The sequence below is a fragment of the Bacillus sp. FSL M8-0025 genome, from assembly GCF_037975475.1.
GTDB classification, from domain to species: domain Bacteria; phylum Bacillota; class Bacilli; order Bacillales; family Bacillaceae; genus Bacillus; species Bacillus subtilis.
Genome location: NZ_CP150258.1, coordinates 2,776,517 through 2,792,767 on the forward strand (window position 1 = coordinate 2,776,517; position 16,251 = coordinate 2,792,767).

Consider the following 16,251-nt stretch of genomic DNA (forward strand, 5'->3'; position numbering starts at 1 on the left):
CTTACGCCTGTTTAAACTGCGAAATAAATCTGACATCGTTTGTATAGAAGTGGCGGATATCATCAATGCCGTATTTCAGCATCGCGATGCGCTCAACACCCATTCCGAATGCGAAGCCCTGATATTCCTTCGGATCAAAGCCAGCCATTTTAAGCACGTTCGGGTGAACCATTCCGGCACCGAGGATTTCAATCCAGCCTGTTCCTTTACATACTGAGCAGCCGTTTCCACCACATTTAAAGCATGTCACATCCACTTCTACTGAAGGCTCAGTAAACGGGAAGAAGCTTGGGCGGAGTCTGATTTCACGGTCTTGCCCGAACATTTTTTTCGCAACGAGTTCAAGCGTTCCTTTTAAATCACTCATGCTGATGTTTTTGTCAACGACAAGCCCTTCAATTTGCATAAATTGGTGAGAGTGCGTCGCATCATCGTTATCACGGCGATATACTTTACCCGGGCAAATGATTTTAACGGGACCTTTGCCTTCATGCTTTTCCATCGTCCGTGTTTGGACAGGAGAAGTTTGCGTTCTCATCAAAGTTTCCTCTGTGATGTAAAAGCTGTCCTGCATATCGCGCGCAGGGTGTTCTTTCGGAAGATTGAGCGATTCGAAGTTGTAGTAATCCGTTTCAACCTCTGGCCCTTCCTCGACTGTGTAGCCCATACCGATAAATAAATCTTCAATTTCTTCAATGACAACAGTGAGCGGATGGCGGCCGCCGACTGCAACAGGGTTCCCCGGCAGCGTGACGTCAATTGTCTGTCCTGCAAGCTTCTGTTTCATTTCCTCTTCTTCAAGCTTCTCGTTTTTGTCAGCAATCGCATTGGCAATACGCTCCCTTACTTCGTTCGCGAGCGCCCCCATTTTTGGACGTTCCTCAGCAGAAAGCTTGCCCATTCCGCGCAGCACTTCTGTAATCGGCCCTTTTTTTCCGAGATATTGCACCCGAATATCATTGACAACCTTCAATGAGCTTGCCGCTTCTACTTGTTCTAAAGCTTCTTGTTCCAGCTGTTTTAGCTTTTCTTCCATTTTGCATCCTCCTTTTATGTAAACAAACCGTCATATGTCTTTGGAAAATAAAAAAAACCCGTCCCTTGTACAAGGGACGAGTTGTGGCCGCGGTACCACCCTTATTTCAGACAGACTGATGCTGTCGTCAGCTTCATTGACATAACGGAATCAGATTCCGGTTCACCTTTACGCGCAGTGTACGCGGTCCCGGCGACAACTCAAGAGGTGAAGCCAATTTCCGGCTGCGTTAAAAATGCTCTCAGTCAGCGGCATTTTCTCCCTGGAAAGCAGTTGATCAGAAATTGAGGTCCTCTGTCACGGTTTTTGAAATATTATGTTCTATTATAAAGAAATCCAACGCTTGGCGCAACACTATCCTCGCAAGTGATACACGAGGATGGCAGCCGCAACCGCAACGTTTAGTGATTCAGCCTGTCCGTAAAGCGGCACGTACAGGTTCAAATCCGTTTTTTCCAGCAATGCAGCATCCACCCCTGCACCTTCATTTCCTACAATGAGCGCAAAGGATTCAGACTGAGGAATCTCCTGGTAAGGCGCTCCGTTTTGCAGCGCCGTGCCGTATACTTTTACGCCCTCTGCCTTCAATTCGTCCACATATGAAGGCAGGTTTCTTCTCACAACAGGAATATGGAAGTGAGATCCTTGAGCAGATCGCAGTGTTTTTCCGTTAAAGGCGTCCGCCGTGCCGTCACCGAGTACAACTGCATCCAAACCGGCCGCATCAGCCGTTCGAATCATTGTGCCAAGGTTTCCCGGATCTTGAACAGCGTCAATCAGCAGCACCTTGCGTGCCGTTGCCAGCTTTTCTTCAGGCATATGGCACACAGCGGCAATCTGCTGCGGCGTTTCGGTTTCAGTCACAGCTGAAAACGCATCTTCACTCAGCATATAGCACTGGATACCAGTCTCTAGATCTGAAGGAATCTTCGTTTCATCCTTTACAAGGATTTCTTTCACAATGCCCGGGCTTTTCAACGCCTCTTCAACGAGGTGTTCTCCCTCTATCAGAAATGTATTTGTTTTTGTTCGTTCTTTTTTTGTGTGAAGCTTTTTCCAATCCTTCACTTTTTGGTTTTTTGCCGATTCTATTTGTTTCACTGTCTATGTGGCGCTCCTTTTTTTAACATAGTGTTATTATATCGCAAGAACAGCACATAATAAACCAGGTGCAGGGTTAGAATATACGTATTACATTTTAGAAAAAGGAGCGTTTTACATGGATCTTAATTTACGTCATGCCGTCATCTCCAATGTCACCGGCAATAATCAGGAGCAGCTTGAGCATACAATCGTAGATGCGATTCAAAGCGGTGAAGAAAAAATGCTTCCAGGGCTCGGCGTTTTATTCGAAGTCATTTGGCAGCACGCATCCGAAAGTGAGAAAAACGAAATGCTGAAAACGCTTGAAGGCGGATTAAAACCCGCCGAATAAGACATGAAACCGGGTGACAGCGCCCGGTTTTTTTCTTATATAATAAAAACATGATGAGGGGGAACGCCATGTTTTTACAGCCGTTATTAGCGAAAAAAATTATTGCTGAAGTTAAAAAAATGTACGAACGTGAAGTCATTATTGTAAACACGGACGGTCTTATTATGGCAGGCATAAACGATGAGCGTGTCGGACAATTTCATGAGGGAGCGCTTATCTGCGCAAAAGAAAGACGCAGCGTGATTATTACAAGAGAAGATGAAACAAGGTTAAAAGGAGTGAAAGCAGGCATAAACCTCCCTGTATTTTTTGACCATGATGTGATTGCCGTCTTCGGGCTGACAGGTGAGCCTGCAGAGATTCAGCCATTCGGAGAACTGCTTCGAAAAATGACAGAACTGTTCATTAAGGAATCGCGGCACTTAGAGCAATCCCAGTGGCGTGAGAGAATGCTGGAGTCCTTTATGATCGATTGGCTGCAATTAAAGGAGTGGTCTCCCAGTTTTCTTGAGAAAGCTCAGCTTCTTGGTGTTGACCTTTCTTCCCGGCGCCAAATGATTCTTATTCAGGGGTATGAGTGGTCACGTCATGATATTGAACAAATGGCACGCATCTGGAAATCATCGTACCCTGCGGATTTGTTCATCAGGTGGGGAAATGAACGGATTTTGATTAATCATGAAGTGCCGCAGCATGAACAAAGGGATCAGCTTTTACGGAAGATCCTTCACATTTGTTCGTTTGCCAATACCGCAAGCAGCCAATATACAGCAGCTGGCGCCGGAAGGGCTGTCGCAAGCTCCAGCCTGACAGATTCATACGAGCAAGCGGAAAAAGCGCTGGCTGTCAGCCTTAAGCGAAAAACGCCCATATTTGAAGAGGATCTGAAGCTTGATATGTGTCTGACGGAAATCAGCCCGGGAACCCGAAACGAATTTCCGCAAAGAGTATTAGGAGAGGCACTAGAGCATCAGGAACTTATGAATACGTTACGGACTTTCTTTCATCACGATTTGTCTTTGAAACAAACCGCAGAAGATATGCATATTCATATCAATACATTGCGTTATCGTCTGGCTAAGGCTGAACAGCTGACGGGTTTACGTTTTGACCGTACCGAGGACGTCGTCACGATGTACGTCGCCCTCTATTTTTTAGATCAAGATACAAAATAGAGAGAGTTTCAGTTTCATTTTTTGTATGTTTCTCCATGGAAGGCTTTGCTTTTTTTCTTTTACAATAGATTGAAAGCGTTTTTTGACAGGGGGATGGGTGAAATGATCACCAAGGATGTAAAGGAGCAGCTGATTCGGGTCTCCGGACCAGAAAACTTTGATGACTCGAATGCCGGCCGTCTCGTCTATTCATATGATGCGACGCCTCAGTATCAGTCTATGCCTGATGCCGTGATTGCTCCGAGGAATACTGATGAAGTATCACGCATTTTAACAATTTGCAGCGAACATCGAGTGCCGATCGTTCCAAGAGGATCAGGGACAAACCTGTGCGGCGGCACGTGCCCGACTGAAGGCGGACTTGTGCTTCTCTTTAAGCACATGAACCAGATTCTTGAAATTGATGAAGAAAATTTAACTGCCACAGTTCAGCCGGGCGTCATTACGCTGGATATGATCCGCGCGGTTGAAAGCAAAGGCTTGTTTTATCCGCCTGACCCGAGTTCTATGAAAATATCAACCATGGGCGGAAACATCAATGAAAATTCCGGCGGGCTCCGCGGATTAAAATACGGCGTCACCCGCGACTATGTTATTGGACTGGAGGTTGTGCTCGCAAATGGTGACATCATCCGCACCGGCGGAAAACTCGCAAAGGATGTGGCCGGATACGATCTCACACGTCTTTTTGTCGGCTCAGAAGGAACACTCGGCATTGTGACAGAGGCAATCGTCAAGCTCGTTCCAAAGCCAGAAACAAAGAAGACGCTGCTTGCCCTTTATGAAAACATCGATGCCGCTGCTCAAACGGTATCGGACATTATTGCCGCAAAAATTATACCCGCTACGCTTGAATTTCTCGATCAGCCTACACTATTGGTGATTGAGGATTATGCCAAAATCGGACTTCCGACAAGCGCAAAAGCAGTTCTGTTAATTGAACAAGACGGGCCATTTGAAACTGTTGAACGGGATATGGAAAAGATTGAGGCGATCTGCAAAAAAGGCGACGCCGTTTCCGTTCAGACCGCACAAACAGAGGAGGAAGCGTTTGCCCTGACTGAAGCCCGGCGTTCTGCACTTTCTGCCCTAGCCCGCCTCAAACCGACGACGATTTTAGAGGATGCGACCGTTCCTCGCTCAGAAATCGCCAATATGGTTAAAGCGATTAATGATATTGCTGCTAAATATGATATTTCCATCTGCACCTTTGGCCATGCGGGAGACGGGAACCTTCACCCGACATGCACGACAGACATAAGAAATAAGGATGAAATGGAACGTGTCGAACAGGCTTTTGCCGAGATTTTTGAGAAAGCGATTGAACTTGGCGGGACGATAACCGGAGAGCACGGAGTCGGGGAAATGAAAGCGCCTTACTTGGAAATGAAGCTGAAAAAAGAAGGCATTGATGCGATGAAAGCGTTGAAAGCGGCATTTGACCCCCGGAACATATTAAATCCCGGCAAAATGTTTGCGAAAGATGCCAGAAAACGTGTGGTGGCGGAAAGATGACAACAGAAAAAGAAATGAAACAGATCCAAAATGAATTTAAAGAGCGTATGGATGAAGGAGAGTTATTAAATTGTATGCGCTGCGGCTTCTGTCTTCCTTCCTGTCCGACCTATATCGAATCGGGATTTCAGGAAACACACTCTCCGCGTGGGCGCATCGCCTTAATGAAAGCCGTAGCCGACGGTATGATTGAACCGGATGAAGATGTCGAACGGTCGCTGTCACTTTGCCTCGGCTGCCGCGCCTGTGAGCCTGTATGCCCGTCTGGCGTGAAATACGGGCAGCTGCTTGAGGAAGCCAGAGATATTATCCACCAAAATAAAAAACACTCTCTTGGTGAACGTGTCATGCGAAAGACGGCTTTTCACGAGCTGTTTCCGCATCAAAACTGCATGCGCTCAGCTGTAAGCCTTATCGGTTTGTATCAGCGTTCAGGACTGCAAACCGCTGTGCGAAAATCAGGCATGCTTCGGGTCCTGCCTGAGCATTTGCGGACGATGGAAGCTGTTCTTCCTGATGTTCCAAAAAGCAAAGACATGAAACATCGGCCGCGTTTCCTGCCGTCCATTGGCCCCATGAAAAAACGGGTCGCCTTTTTTTCGGGCTGCTTAATGGATACAATGTTTTTACCGACCAATAACGCCACATTGAAGCTTTTACAGCTGGCAGGCTGCGACATTGTCATTCCTCCTGAACAGGCTTGCTGCGGGGCGCTTCATGGACACAGCGGTGAAAAAAACACAGGGAAAGAGCTCGCGAAACAAAATATCGCTGCTTTCGAAGCATTAGACGTGGATGCAGTCATTACAAACGCAGGAGGATGCGGAGCCTTTCTCACTGAATATGATCATTTGCTGAAGGATGACCCTGAGTGGTCGGAACGGGCTGCCGCTTTTGTTCAAAAGCTGAAGGATTTTTCTTCTATTTTGGTTGAACTCGATTTCCATCAAATGGATCTAGCACTCGAGACGCCTCAGGTCGTTACCTACCAAGATTCATGCCACCTAAGAAATGTAATGCATACGTCGCTTGAGCCCCGCCAGCTTCTTAAAAGCATCAAAGGTGCTGAATTCAAAGAAATGGAGAAAGCAGACAGCTGCTGCGGGTCAGCGGGAATTTACAACATCGTCGAAGCTGAAATGTCTATGAAAATACTGGACAGCAAAATGGCTGCCGTTAAAGCAACCGAAGCAATCCTCATTGTAACAGCAAATCCCGGCTGCCTGCTGCAGATGAAGCTCGGCATTGAACGCGAAGGACTAAGCGGTAAAGTCAAAGCCGTTCACCTGGCTGATTTGCTATTGGAAGCAGCCAGGCACAAAACATCATGAGAAAGCCCAAAACAGACATTGTTTTGGGCTTTTGTGCGTTATTCCATCGGACTGCAAATTTCGATATAATGTCCATCCGGATCAGCGATATAGGCGACCGTCTGCCCCCATGGTTTCACTTTCGGCTCCCCGATAATCGATACGCCTTGTTCTCTCATCCTTTTGATGACCGCTTCTACATTTTCAGTAACAAACCCGATTTCAAATGTGTTTGAAGCAGATGTATCCGGAATGTCCAGCGCCGTGATGTCACTGGCGCTTTCCCGGGTATTAAGCGCCAATATCGTAGACCCTGTTTCAAATTCGACATACGTGCCGTGTTCAGCACGAATCGGCAGTCCTAAAATATCCCGGTAAAAATGAATAGCCCGCTGGCTGTCCGATACGTATAGAATAAGATATTTCATTGATAGATTCATTGCCAACCCCCCTCAGCATTTTTCAATAGTCCTTCTAGCCCGGTATAGATGCTTCCATCCTTAAGCTCGGATCTTTCCACATCTGCGCCCATTTTTTCACAGCCGCCACGATAATGATGAAGCCTAACACCAGCATGATGATAGATAATACGCCATTCAATACACTATATCCTGCTGCTTCAGGATTGAGATACACATTGCGCACCATCCAATAGCCCGCATAATTGACAGTGACATATAAATAGGCAAGCGGGATAAGACAGGTCAGAATGTACCGGCGTTTATCGGCTATTTTCAGCACGATCGTCGCTCCGATAATCAGCCCCACTGAAGCCATCAGCTGATTAGAAACGCCGAACAGCGCCCAAATGGAACCGATATCTCCTGAATACAGCAAGTACCCCCACATCAAACAGGCAAGCGCGCTGGCAAATACAGAGCCCGGAATCCAGTCTGTTTTCTTCAGCGGCTTATACACCTCCCCGAAGAAGTCCTGGATCAAATAACGGGCGACGCGTGTGCCGGCGTCAATCGCTGTTAAAATAAAGACCGCTTCAAACATAATGACAAATTGGAAAAAGTATGAGGCCAAATGGCTGAAAAACGGCATTCCGGTAAAAATATAAGTCATCCCCACCGCAAGCGTGACGGCTCCCCCTGTTCTTCCTTCTAAGTCCAAACCGATTTCCCTGCTCAATTCAGGCAAATGTACGACATTCATGCCAAGCGTACGGAAAACCTCAGGCGTGCTGTTAATCGCAAAGTAATCAGCAGGCTGTAAAGCGGTCGCTGCAATCAGCGCCATGATGCCGACAAGACACTCAACAAGCATTGCGCCAAACGCAACCGGCTTCATATCACTCCATTTATTCAGCATTTTCGGTGTCGTTCCTGAGCCGACAAAGGCATGGAACCCAGAGATCGCCCCGCAGGCGATGGTTATTGAGATGAACGGCCAGACAGGCCCTGCCAGCACCGGCCCGCCGCCTTTTACGAATTCTGTAAACGCAGGGAACGGAATGGACGGATTGACGACAAACACACCAACAATCAAAGCGATAAAAACACCGATTTTCATAAAGCTGCTTAAATAATCACGCGGAGCAAGAAGCAGCCAAACGGGAAGCGCAGCAGCAAAAAACGCGTAAACAGGAAGCGCGATTGCAAGCGTTTTCGTATCTAGCGTTAAAAAGTCACCGAGCGCGGTAGTCTGTACCCATGGACCAATAAAGACTCCTGCCATTAAAAAGAGAAAGCCGACCGTTGAAGCGAGCTTTAAATTTCCCGTTTTCTTATAAAATAAGCCCACACCCATCGCAATCGGAATCGTAATCCCTACCGCAAATGTTCCCCATGGATTACGTTCAAGCGCATGCAAGACAACCATCGACAGGCCCGCCATTGTGATCGTGATGATAAACAGCATGGACAGTCCTGTACAAAATCCTGCAACAGGGCCAAGCTCATCCTTCGCCACTTCCGACAGCGATTTTCCGTTTTTGCGCATCGATGCAAACAACACCACAATATCATGGACGGCTCCCCCAATTACCGCCCCGATTAACAGCCACAATAATCCCGGCAAATAGCCAAACTGCGCCGCCAGAATTGGTCCGACCAGCGGCCCGGCCGCTGCGATCGCGGCAAAGTGGTGGCCGAACGAAACCCATTTATTTGTAGGCACATAGTCTTTCCCATCCTCAAGCGCATGAGCAGGTGTTGGCTTGTCATCATTCACTTTGAGAACCTTCACCATCATAAATGTTCCGTATAAACGATAGGCAATAGCCAAAATACACATTGATGCTATCACAATTGTAACCGCATTCATTTTCTCCCATCCCCTTTGCTGTTTTTCATAAATATATCATAATTTCATGGTGAAAAGCGGTCATTTTTTCCTATACAAAAAGCCGGCTTGAACGGGCCGGCTCGTGGCAGTTGAAAGACAAGCCGGAGATTTCTCTCCGGCTTTGCTTATTCTTATGACTGTTTTTTCAGGCGGATCACATTCCAGGAAAGCGGCGTGAAATGAGCAGTTAAGCCGTTTTCGCTGACAGACGATGATCCGTTGGAATGCGGAACGACATTTTTTCTGTTATACTGGTTTGTTGCTTTGATATCCTGATGCTCAAGTACGATGTGCTCTGCGATTTGGTAGGATTCAAAGCCTCTGAGCGAAATCTCCGTCTCCATCTGATCCTCAGCCTTGTTTACCGCAAAAATAGTGAGTGTTTCTTCCTCTTCAGAGTACACAACAGCAGCATCAACATATGGCACATCAGTGAAATCAGAACAATCGTACTTAGGAGAAGAAATAAGCGGTTTCAGTGACTCGCCCCTTCCGTAAACAGAAGCATGCATGTATGGATAGAAAATCGGCTGTCTCCATGCTTCTCCGCCTTTTTCCGTCATGATCGGCGCGATGACATTGACAAGCTGTGCAAGACACGCAATTTTCACACGGTCTGCGTGCTGCAGCATCGTAATGAGCAGAGAGCCGACTAATAAGGCATCTTCAAAATTGTAAATATCCTCTAAAATCGGACGCGCAGTGATCCACGGCTCGACTTTTTTATCAGCCTCATTTGAGTGGTACCAGACGTTCCATTCATCCAGAGAAAGATTGATTGTTTTCTTGCTGCGTGTTTTTGCTTTTACATAGTCACAGGTCGCAGCGACTGATTTGATAAAATGATCCAAATCCATAGAACGTGCCAAGTAGTTTGGCAGATTGTTATCCCGGTTTCCGTAGTAAGTGTGAAGAGAGATATAGTCGACATGCTCATACGTATGCTCAAGCACCTTCGCTTCCCAATCGATAAAGGTCGGCATACCGCTGTTTGAGCTGCCGCAGGCAACGAGTTCAATTGATGGGTCAACCCACTTCATGACCTTTGCTGTCTCTGCGGCAAGCCGTCCGTATTCATCAGCTGTTTTGTGGCCGATCTGCCATGGTCCATCCATTTCGTTTCCTAAGCACCATGTTTTGATGCCATACGGCTGTTCATAGCCATGCGATCTTCTTAAATCACTCCAGTAAGAGCCTTTCGGATGGTTGCAATATTCAACGAGATTACGGGCGGCATCTATGCCTCTTGTGCCAAGGTTGACGGCCATATTGACCTCAGTGTTCACCTTTTTTGCCCAAGATAAAAATTCATTTGTTCCCACTTCATTGGTTTCTGTCGTTTGCCATGCCAAGTCAAGCCGTCTCGGGCGGTTTTCGACTGGTCCGACACCGTCCTCCCAGTTGTATCCGGATAAAAAGTTTCCGCCCGGATAGCGGATGATAGGAACCTGTAATTCTTTGATCAGCGACTGGACATCTTTTCTAAATCCATCTTCATCCGCTTCAGGGTGATCAGGCTCGTATATGCCTTCATATACCGCACGACCCATATGTTCGATAAACGAGCCATAAATCCGTTTATCTACTTCACCGATTTTATATTCTTTGTCTACAATCATTCGCGCTTTTTTCATCACACGTTTCCTCCTTCATTAACCTTTGACTCCCCCTACCGTCAGGCCGGAGATAAAGTACTTTTGGAAAAACAAGAAAATGATAATCACCGGCAAAATCGCAAATACTGAGCCGGATATAAGCATGTCGTAATTATTTCCATAAGGGCTCAGCAAGCTGGACAGCCCTATTGGAAGCGTAAACATTTCTTTCGACCGAAGCACAATCAGCGGCCACAAGAAGTTGTTCCAGCTGTTTAAGGACTGAAGGATAATCATCGCACCGAAAGCCGGTTTCATCAGCGGTGCCATAATCCTGAAAAAGATGCCGAATTCCGTACAGCCGTCCATCCTTGCAGAGTCCAGCAGATCTCTTGGAAGGCCAAGAGCATATTGCCTGAAAAAGAAAACAGCAACAGGTGAAACGATAAACGGCAATATGACACCCGTATATGAATCGATCAAGTGCAGTCCGACAGTAAGTTTAAACAGAGGAAGCATCATCACTTCCAGCGGAACCATCATAATAATCAGCACAAGAACAAAGATGATATTTCTGCCCTTAAAATCATAAACCGCAAGCCCGTACCCGATCATCGAAGAAAAAAACAGAGTGAGCACAGTCGTAAAAAGTCCGAGTACAAGACTGTTAAAAAACCATTTGAAATAAATGCTGCCGCCATTAAACAGAAATGTGTAGTTATCAAAACTCATCACTTTTGGATCAATATCAAGATTCAGCCCCACACGCAAAAGCTCAGATGACGGCTTTAATGATCCTAAAAGCAAACAGAAAATCGGAAAAAGATACAATAGGCTCAGCATCATAAAAAACAGGGTCAGCGCAATTCTATAAACGCTAAACTGAGGACTGTGCCGCAACATTTATCCCTCCCCCTTAAACGAGCCTGACAGCTTTAATGAAATCAGGCTGACAACAAGGATCACAATCAAAAGCACAATGCCGATGGCCGCTCCGTATCCCATTTCATTGTAGGCAAGTCCCTGCTGATACAAATATCCGACAAGCGTCAGACCAATATTACCCGGGGAATTATTCTGCCAAAGGACGTAGCTTTCCTCAAACATCCTGAAGCCGCCGATGATGCTGATGGTCAGCACATATACGGTTACAGGCTTGAGAAACGGCAGCGTGATGTGCAGAAATTTTTTCATTGTATTCGCGCCGTCTATATCAGCGGCTTCGTACAGCTCTTTCGGCACATTTTGCAAACCTGCTAAAAAGTAAAGGATGTTGATTCCCATCCATCTCCATGAAGCAAGCAGCACCATCAAAAACATGCCGGTATGTTCATTGTTCATCCAGTTCTGAGGTGAAAAGCCGAGTTTAAGTAGGATGGAATTGGCCAGAGACGTTTCCATTTCTCCGAAGATCAGCCGAAAAATGATCCCCGCGACAATGGTTGAGGTCAATGCCGGGATAAATAATGCTGATTTAAATATATTTCTAAATTTGACCAGCTTTGAATTCAGGAATATGGCCAGAAGCAATGGAACAGGAATCAGCACGATCAGCGTCCAAAAGGTGTATTCCAGCGTATTCCAAAGGGCGGTATAGAACGTCGGGTTGTTTAGCGCTGTATAATTAGACAATCCGACAAAGGACACCTCTCCCGGCAAAATTCTTTGGAAGCTCATGATGAAGACACTAATGATGGGGTATAGAAAAAATACGAGAAAGGATAAAACGAATGGCGCTGTAAACAGATAGGGCGCCGCTTTTTTTGAATAAAACAGATCTCGCCAGCCTGATTGTTTCGCAGCTGAAGGAACGGGATGAACCGTTCCCGTTTTCACAGGTTTCATGAGAACCTCCCCGCTTTCACTTTTTGAATGGGATTCTATTTCTGTTTCAGTTCACCTGCCGCTCTGTCCAAGGCTTGTTTAGGCGTTTTTTGCTGAGATTTAAGCGCGTCGAACAATACGCTTCTGTTGACAAGGTCTGAAGCCTTGGCAAAATCCTCATGTAAATAAATTGGATTGATTTCATCCTTGATATCGAGCAGCACAGAAAAAATGCCTGTTCCGTTTTGGAAGTAATCCGTGTATTTGTTTTTCTCTTTCAATTCCTTGGAGCTCCAAACATCCCAGCGAAGCGGGTCAAAGCCGAGTACGCTCCAGAGTTTTTTATTTCCTTCTTCAGAGCCCTTCGCAAAGGCCAAAAACTCTTTTGCTAACTCAACATGCTTGGATTGCTTCGGTACAACAGTTGCCGTACCGCCCAAACCTGCCGAGCGGTCGCCCCCCTCTTTCCATGCCGGGAGCGGTCTGATGGCAATCTTCCCTTTCAGATCAGGCATATAATCGATAAATCTTCCCATATACCAAATCGGCATGAGAACTGAAGCAGCTCCTCCTTGGTTCATAAAGCCGTAGTATTCTTCACTGTGATGCCCGCCGCCCGGCGCAGGAATCATCGTTTTATCATTGATCATGTCTTTTAAATATTGAAGTGTTTTTACGTTGGTGTCATTATTGAGGATCAGCTTGCCGTTTTTATCAAAATAGCCTGAGTTTTGCTGTGAAATCATAGATAAGAACGTTGCGGAATCATTTGTTTCCACCGTTCCCATCGGCTTCCCGGTCACTTTGCGCACTTTCTGTCCGGCTTTATGGTAATCATCCCATGTTTTAATATCGTCAGGATTGACGCCGGCTTTTTTCATCACATCCATGTTATAAAACATGACCGTTGTCCCTACATGTGTATCGAGTCCGTAAAGCTTTCCGTTTTTGCTGTACAATGTCAGCCGCGCCTCAACGAATTTATCGCGATCCTTTTCAATCAGCGGAGTCAAGTCGGCAAGCGGTATGTCAGAGCCCTTCAAAAAGTTTGAAAAACGGGCCAATTCGACATCTGCAATATCAGGAACGCCTTCTCCCGCTATTAGGGAGATAGATAAGTTATCGTGCATTTGTCCATATGGATAAACGACCGTATTCAGCTTAATTTTGCGGTCAGGATATTTTTTGTTCCATTCCTTCACCATTTCCACATAGAACTGCTCATGAAGCCCGTTAAATGTCCAAAAGGTCAGCTCAGTTTCACCCGATTTGCCGGATGATTTTTCTGCTGAACACCCGGCAATGACTAATGTCAGCAACATCATGAGCACAAGAAAACAGACAGTCATTTTTTTCATCTGCGTTACCCCTTCCATTCGAGGTGCGGGCTATTCATATAGACCATGGTTGATCAGCGTTTTGTTTTCATTGATGATTCTTAATCCGGTGCATCGGTCTCTTAAGGTGTGCGCGTGTCTGAAGGCATTTTTGACGGAATCCTGCCCGACACCGATTTCGTCAAAATACGCAGGGCCTCCGGCTGATCTCAGCCAATCAGCCAGCACTTCTCCTCTCGGGAGTGTTTGATAAGCCGATTGGATGGCTTCCCGGCGGCTTGGTGAAAATTCGTTCAGCCCGTCATCCTGAGCGAGCTTTCTGTATGTGTCAGTTAATAAAACAGCGGCACAGCCCACCTTTGCCCCATGAAGAATCTGAGGCCGTTTTTTCTCCATTAACTCCATTTCAATCCAATGTGAAATATGATGCTCGCCGCCTGATGCCGGTCGGGAATGATCTAATGCCAGCATGACAAGCCCCGATACAAGTAAAGACTCCATCAAAACCCGTATGCCAGTTTCCGTTTTCATCGCAATGTCTTCTGTGTGTTCAATGCAGGCAGCAAGCGCCTCCTGAACGATCTTAGCTCCTGCAGGCGAATAAGGCTCACCGGCAAGATGCCGGGATATTTCCCAATCTGCTAAAGACGTGATTTTACCGAGCATGTCACCAAAGCCAGCCGCCACCATTGACTGCGGTGCCGCTTTTAATAGATCCAGATCAGCGAACAGCGCAGATGGGGCCTTCGTTTGAATGGTTGTTTTCGTGCCGTATAAAATAATCGGCGCACCGGCTGATGTAAAACCGTCTACAGATGGAGCAGTCGGATAAGAAATAAACGGCAAATCTCTTTGAAACGCCGCAAAGCGGACGATATCATGAATCGTGCCCGAACCGACTGCGATCATGACATCCGTTGGTTGTTTCGTATGGATCAGCACATGAATGAGCGATCGTTCATCAGCTGTCACATCTCCGGCTTCATTTTCTGGAATGATCAGGCACTCGGCCTGAAATCCTTCTTGATTCAGTCGGTTTTCTAAATCAATTCCTGCAATGCGGTGTGTATTCGCGTCGCAGACAAGGACAATATGTTGATTGTTTTTTCGTTTTACATAATCCAAAAGCGAATCAGCTGCTTGCTTACCGAGAACAATTTCTTCAACTTTTATAGGCAACGTCTTTTCTCCGGCGTTTTCAAAAGCACGCTGAACGTCAGCTGCGATACGATTCATATCAGAATCCCCTCCTCAGCCAATTTGGTTACATCCTTAATAGAATCCAGCACATAATCCGGCGTGTACAAACGCTGTTCACCCTGTTTCGCAGAACCAGTTAGCACTAAGGCGCTTTTCATGCCATAAAGCTTCCCCATCGCAATGTCAGATTCAATGCTGTCTCCTATAATCATGCATTCATGTGCGGACAGCCCCATTGCTGTACAGGCAGCCTCCGCCATCAGCCATGACGGTTTTCCGACAACAAGTTCAGTCTTCGCTTGTGCAGAAGTCTCAATTGCCCCGATCATTCCGGCCACATCAATGGCATTTCCGTCTTCGTTCGGAAAAGAGCGGTCTTTGTTTGTAGCGATAATACGAGCGCCGCCGGCAGCCGCTTGAAAGGCTTGATTTAAATCGTCGTACGTGAGCGTTTCATGAAGGGAGATCACGAGCCAATCCGCTTCCTTCGGTTCGTTCGCGTTCTGCACACCGGCCAGCCTCAGCTCGTCAACCAAGCCTTGCTCCCCAAGCACCCATACCTTTGAAAAACGATAATGTTTTTTCAGAAAAGCCGCTGTCACGCTTGATGACAGAACAATGTCGTTTACGTCCGCTTCAATCCCCGCGCCGAGAAGTTTTTTTCTGCACATGGCACGGGAGATATTCCCCCGGTTGCTTAAAAAGACGATTTTCTTTCCCATTCTCCTAAGCGTTTTGATCGCTTCTCTTGCTCCTTCGATCAACTCATTTCCTCTGAATACAGTACCGTCCAAGTCAATCAGAATGCCGGCCGGTGACACAGGCGTATCATGACTGGCCATAATACGCATTTGCTCCGTGTTTTCGATAAAAATGCTTTTCATGCAGAACTGTATTGATTGGGGTTACATCCTTGTTCAGCATAATGGAGTGATAGGCCATTTCGGCAACCGTTTCTAATACAACTGCGTTATGAATGGCATTTAAGGCGTCAGTGCCCCAGCAGAACGGTCCGTGATTATTCACGAGCACACCCGGCACCTGTTCGTAATTATGATGCTGAAAGGTTTCCGCTATGACTTTTCCTGTATTCAGTTCGTAGTCATGAATGATTTCTTCATCATACATTTCTCGAGTACATGGAATCGCACTGTCAAAATAATCAGCATGGGTCGTGCCTAACGGAGGGATGTCTCTGCCCGATTGTGCCCAGCTTGTCGCCCATTGAGAATGGGTATGGACAATTCCCCCGATATTCGGAAAGGCTTTATATAAATAAACATGGGTAGGTGTATCTGAAGAAGGTTTAAGCGAGCCTTCGACGACCTCTCCATCAAGGTTCAAAACAACCAAGTCATCTGCTGTAAGGTCGCTGTATTCGACTCCGCTAGGTTTGATGACAATTCTTTCTTTTTCACGGTCAATACCGCTGACATTTCCCCACGTAAAGGTTACCAGCTGATGCTCTTGAAGCTTCAGGTTGGCAGCCAGCACTTCCTTTTTTAATGTTTCAAGCATGCTCCATCACCCTT

General features: G+C 46.4%; 16 protein-coding genes and 1 pseudogene. 5 read left to right on the forward strand and 12 right to left on the reverse strand.

From position 1 onward, the window contains the following. Nucleotide 1: 1 nt before the first annotated feature. Entirely contained in the window at nt 2-1,036 is a 1,035-nt protein-coding gene (pheS, locus tag MKX38_RS14430) for a phenylalanine--tRNA ligase subunit alpha (RefSeq protein ID WP_004398818.1), read from the reverse strand. Between the two features lie 81 nt (nt 1,037-1,117). Here pheS and MKX38_RS14435 point away from each other — a divergent pair, with 81 nt between their 5' ends. Next, entirely contained in the window at nt 1,118-1,324 is a 207-nt protein-coding gene (locus MKX38_RS14435) for a hypothetical protein (RefSeq protein ID WP_004398812.1), read from the forward strand. Between the two features lie 66 nt (nt 1,325-1,390). On the opposite strand, the gene MKX38_RS14440 is transcribed toward MKX38_RS14435, so the two are convergent. Then, nucleotides 1,391-2,137: an RNA methyltransferase gene (locus tag MKX38_RS14440; RefSeq protein WP_015714484.1), complete on the reverse strand. Its 747-nt coding sequence runs from the start codon at nt 2,135-2,137 to the stop codon at nt 1,391-1,393. Nucleotides 2,138-2,255: 118 nt separating this feature from the next. On the opposite strand from MKX38_RS14440, the gene sspI reads away from it, so the two are divergent. The 4 genes from sspI to MKX38_RS14460 all read left to right on the forward strand — a co-directional run bounded on the left by sspI (nt 2,256) and on the right by MKX38_RS14460 (nt 6,492). Beyond that, nucleotides 2,256-2,471 carry a small acid-soluble spore protein SspI gene (sspI, locus tag MKX38_RS14445; protein ID WP_021480275.1) on the forward strand — a complete coding sequence of 72 codons (216 nt, stop codon included), beginning with the start codon at nt 2,256-2,258 and terminating at the stop codon, nt 2,469-2,471. 68 nt (nt 2,472-2,539) lie between these two features. After that, on the forward strand, nt 2,540-3,646 hold the full coding sequence (locus MKX38_RS14450; RefSeq protein WP_339187554.1) for a CdaR family transcriptional regulator: 1,107 nt from the start codon (nt 2,540-2,542) through the stop codon (nt 3,644-3,646). Nucleotides 3,647-3,748: 102 nt separating this feature from the next. Then, on the forward strand, nt 3,749-5,161 hold the full coding sequence (glcD, locus tag MKX38_RS14455) for a glycolate oxidase subunit GlcD (RefSeq protein WP_339187557.1): 1,413 nt from the start codon (nt 3,749-3,751) through the stop codon (nt 5,159-5,161). Next, nucleotides 5,158-6,492: a (Fe-S)-binding protein gene (locus MKX38_RS14460; protein ID WP_339187559.1), complete on the forward strand. Its 1,335-nt coding sequence runs from the start codon at nt 5,158-5,160 to the stop codon at nt 6,490-6,492. The genes glcD and MKX38_RS14460 overlap by 4 nt, the downstream gene beginning before the upstream one ends. Before the next feature lie 38 nt (nt 6,493-6,530). Here MKX38_RS14460 and MKX38_RS14465 read toward each other — a convergent pair whose 3' ends face one another. The 10 genes and pseudogenes from MKX38_RS14465 to araD form a co-directional block, all read right to left on the reverse strand. After that, nucleotides 6,531-6,899, reverse strand: coding sequence for a VOC family protein (locus MKX38_RS14465; protein WP_339189443.1), 369 nt, complete (start codon nt 6,897-6,899; stop codon nt 6,531-6,533). Next, a pseudogene (locus MKX38_RS14470) lies at nt 6,814-7,003 on the reverse strand (hypothetical protein). The gene MKX38_RS14465 and the pseudogene MKX38_RS14470 overlap by 86 nt, the downstream one beginning before the upstream one ends. After that, complete coding sequence (gene cstA, locus MKX38_RS14475; protein ID WP_014477607.1) at nt 6,946-8,742, reverse strand: carbon starvation protein CstA; 1,797 nt, start codon at nt 8,740-8,742, stop codon at nt 6,946-6,948. Before cstA ends, MKX38_RS14470 begins: the two are co-directional and overlap by 58 nt. A 152-nt stretch (nt 8,743-8,894) precedes the next feature. Then, on the reverse strand, nt 8,895-10,397 hold the full coding sequence (gene abfA, locus MKX38_RS14480; RefSeq protein ID WP_069322806.1) for an alpha-L-arabinofuranosidase AbfA: 1,503 nt from the start codon (nt 10,395-10,397) through the stop codon (nt 8,895-8,897). An 18-nt stretch (nt 10,398-10,415) separates the two neighbouring features. After that, nucleotides 10,416-11,261, reverse strand: coding sequence for an arabinose ABC transporter permease AraQ (gene araQ, locus MKX38_RS14485; protein WP_003229508.1), 846 nt, complete (start codon nt 11,259-11,261; stop codon nt 10,416-10,418). After that, on the reverse strand, nt 11,262-12,203 hold the full coding sequence (locus tag MKX38_RS14490; protein WP_003229507.1) for a sugar ABC transporter permease: 942 nt from the start codon (nt 12,201-12,203) through the stop codon (nt 11,262-11,264). 35 nt (nt 12,204-12,238) lie between these two features. Further along, nucleotides 12,239-13,540 carry an ABC transporter substrate-binding protein gene (locus tag MKX38_RS14495; RefSeq protein WP_004399072.1) on the reverse strand — a complete coding sequence of 434 codons (1,302 nt, stop codon included), beginning with the start codon at nt 13,538-13,540 and terminating at the stop codon, nt 12,239-12,241. A gap of 30 nt (nt 13,541-13,570) precedes the next feature. Beyond that, a complete protein-coding gene (gene egsA, locus MKX38_RS14500) occupies nt 13,571-14,755 on the reverse strand; it encodes a sn-glycerol-1-phosphate dehydrogenase (protein ID WP_003229504.1) in 1,185 nt (394 codons plus the stop codon). Next, nucleotides 14,752-15,570 carry a sugar-phosphatase AraL gene (gene araL, locus MKX38_RS14505; protein ID WP_080348096.1) on the reverse strand — a complete coding sequence of 273 codons (819 nt, stop codon included), beginning with the start codon at nt 15,568-15,570 and terminating at the stop codon, nt 14,752-14,754. The genes egsA and araL overlap by 4 nt, the downstream gene beginning before the upstream one ends. Then, on the reverse strand, nt 15,548-16,237 hold the full coding sequence (gene araD / locus MKX38_RS14510; protein WP_003229501.1) for an L-ribulose-5-phosphate 4-epimerase: 690 nt from the start codon (nt 16,235-16,237) through the stop codon (nt 15,548-15,550). Before araD ends, araL begins: the two co-directional genes overlap by 23 nt. Nucleotides 16,238-16,251: the final 14 nt, after the last annotated feature.

What these genes read in the sequence shown, in the direction of transcription:
- araL (WP_080348096.1), bottom strand. Translation starts at nt 15,570, where the DNA reads ATGCGTATTATGGCCAGTCATGATACGCCTGTGTCACCGGCCGGCATT.
- araD (WP_003229501.1), bottom strand. Translation starts at nt 16,237, where the DNA reads ATGCTTGAAACATTAAAAAAGGAAGTGCTGGCTGCCAACCTGAAGCTT.
- MKX38_RS14495 (WP_004399072.1), bottom strand. Translation starts at nt 13,540, where the DNA reads ATGAAAAAAATGACTGTCTGTTTTCTTGTGCTCATGATGTTGCTGACA.
- MKX38_RS14460 (WP_339187559.1), top strand. Translation starts at nt 5,158, where the DNA reads ATGACAACAGAAAAAGAAATGAAACAGATCCAAAATGAATTTAAAGAG.
- araQ (WP_003229508.1), bottom strand. Translation starts at nt 11,261, where the DNA reads ATGTTGCGGCACAGTCCTCAGTTTAGCGTTTATAGAATTGCGCTGACC.
- MKX38_RS14450 (WP_339187554.1), top strand. Translation starts at nt 2,540, where the DNA reads ATGTTTTTACAGCCGTTATTAGCGAAAAAAATTATTGCTGAAGTTAAA.
- sspI (WP_021480275.1), top strand. Translation starts at nt 2,256, where the DNA reads ATGGATCTTAATTTACGTCATGCCGTCATCTCCAATGTCACCGGCAAT.
- cstA (WP_014477607.1), bottom strand. Translation starts at nt 8,742, where the DNA reads ATGAATGCGGTTACAATTGTGATAGCATCAATGTGTATTTTGGCTATT.
- egsA (WP_003229504.1), bottom strand. Translation starts at nt 14,755, where the DNA reads ATGAATCGTATCGCAGCTGACGTTCAGCGTGCTTTTGAAAACGCCGGA.
- pheS (WP_004398818.1), bottom strand. Translation starts at nt 1,036, where the DNA reads ATGGAAGAAAAGCTAAAACAGCTGGAACAAGAAGCTTTAGAACAAGTA.
- MKX38_RS14465 (WP_339189443.1), bottom strand. Translation starts at nt 6,899, where the DNA reads ATGAAATATCTTATTCTATACGTATCGGACAGCCAGCGGGCTATTCAT.
- glcD (WP_339187557.1), top strand. Translation starts at nt 3,749, where the DNA reads ATGATCACCAAGGATGTAAAGGAGCAGCTGATTCGGGTCTCCGGACCA.
- MKX38_RS14490 (WP_003229507.1), bottom strand. Translation starts at nt 12,203, where the DNA reads ATGAAACCTGTGAAAACGGGAACGGTTCATCCCGTTCCTTCAGCTGCG.
- abfA (WP_069322806.1), bottom strand. Translation starts at nt 10,397, where the DNA reads ATGAAAAAAGCGCGAATGATTGTAGACAAAGAATATAAAATCGGTGAA.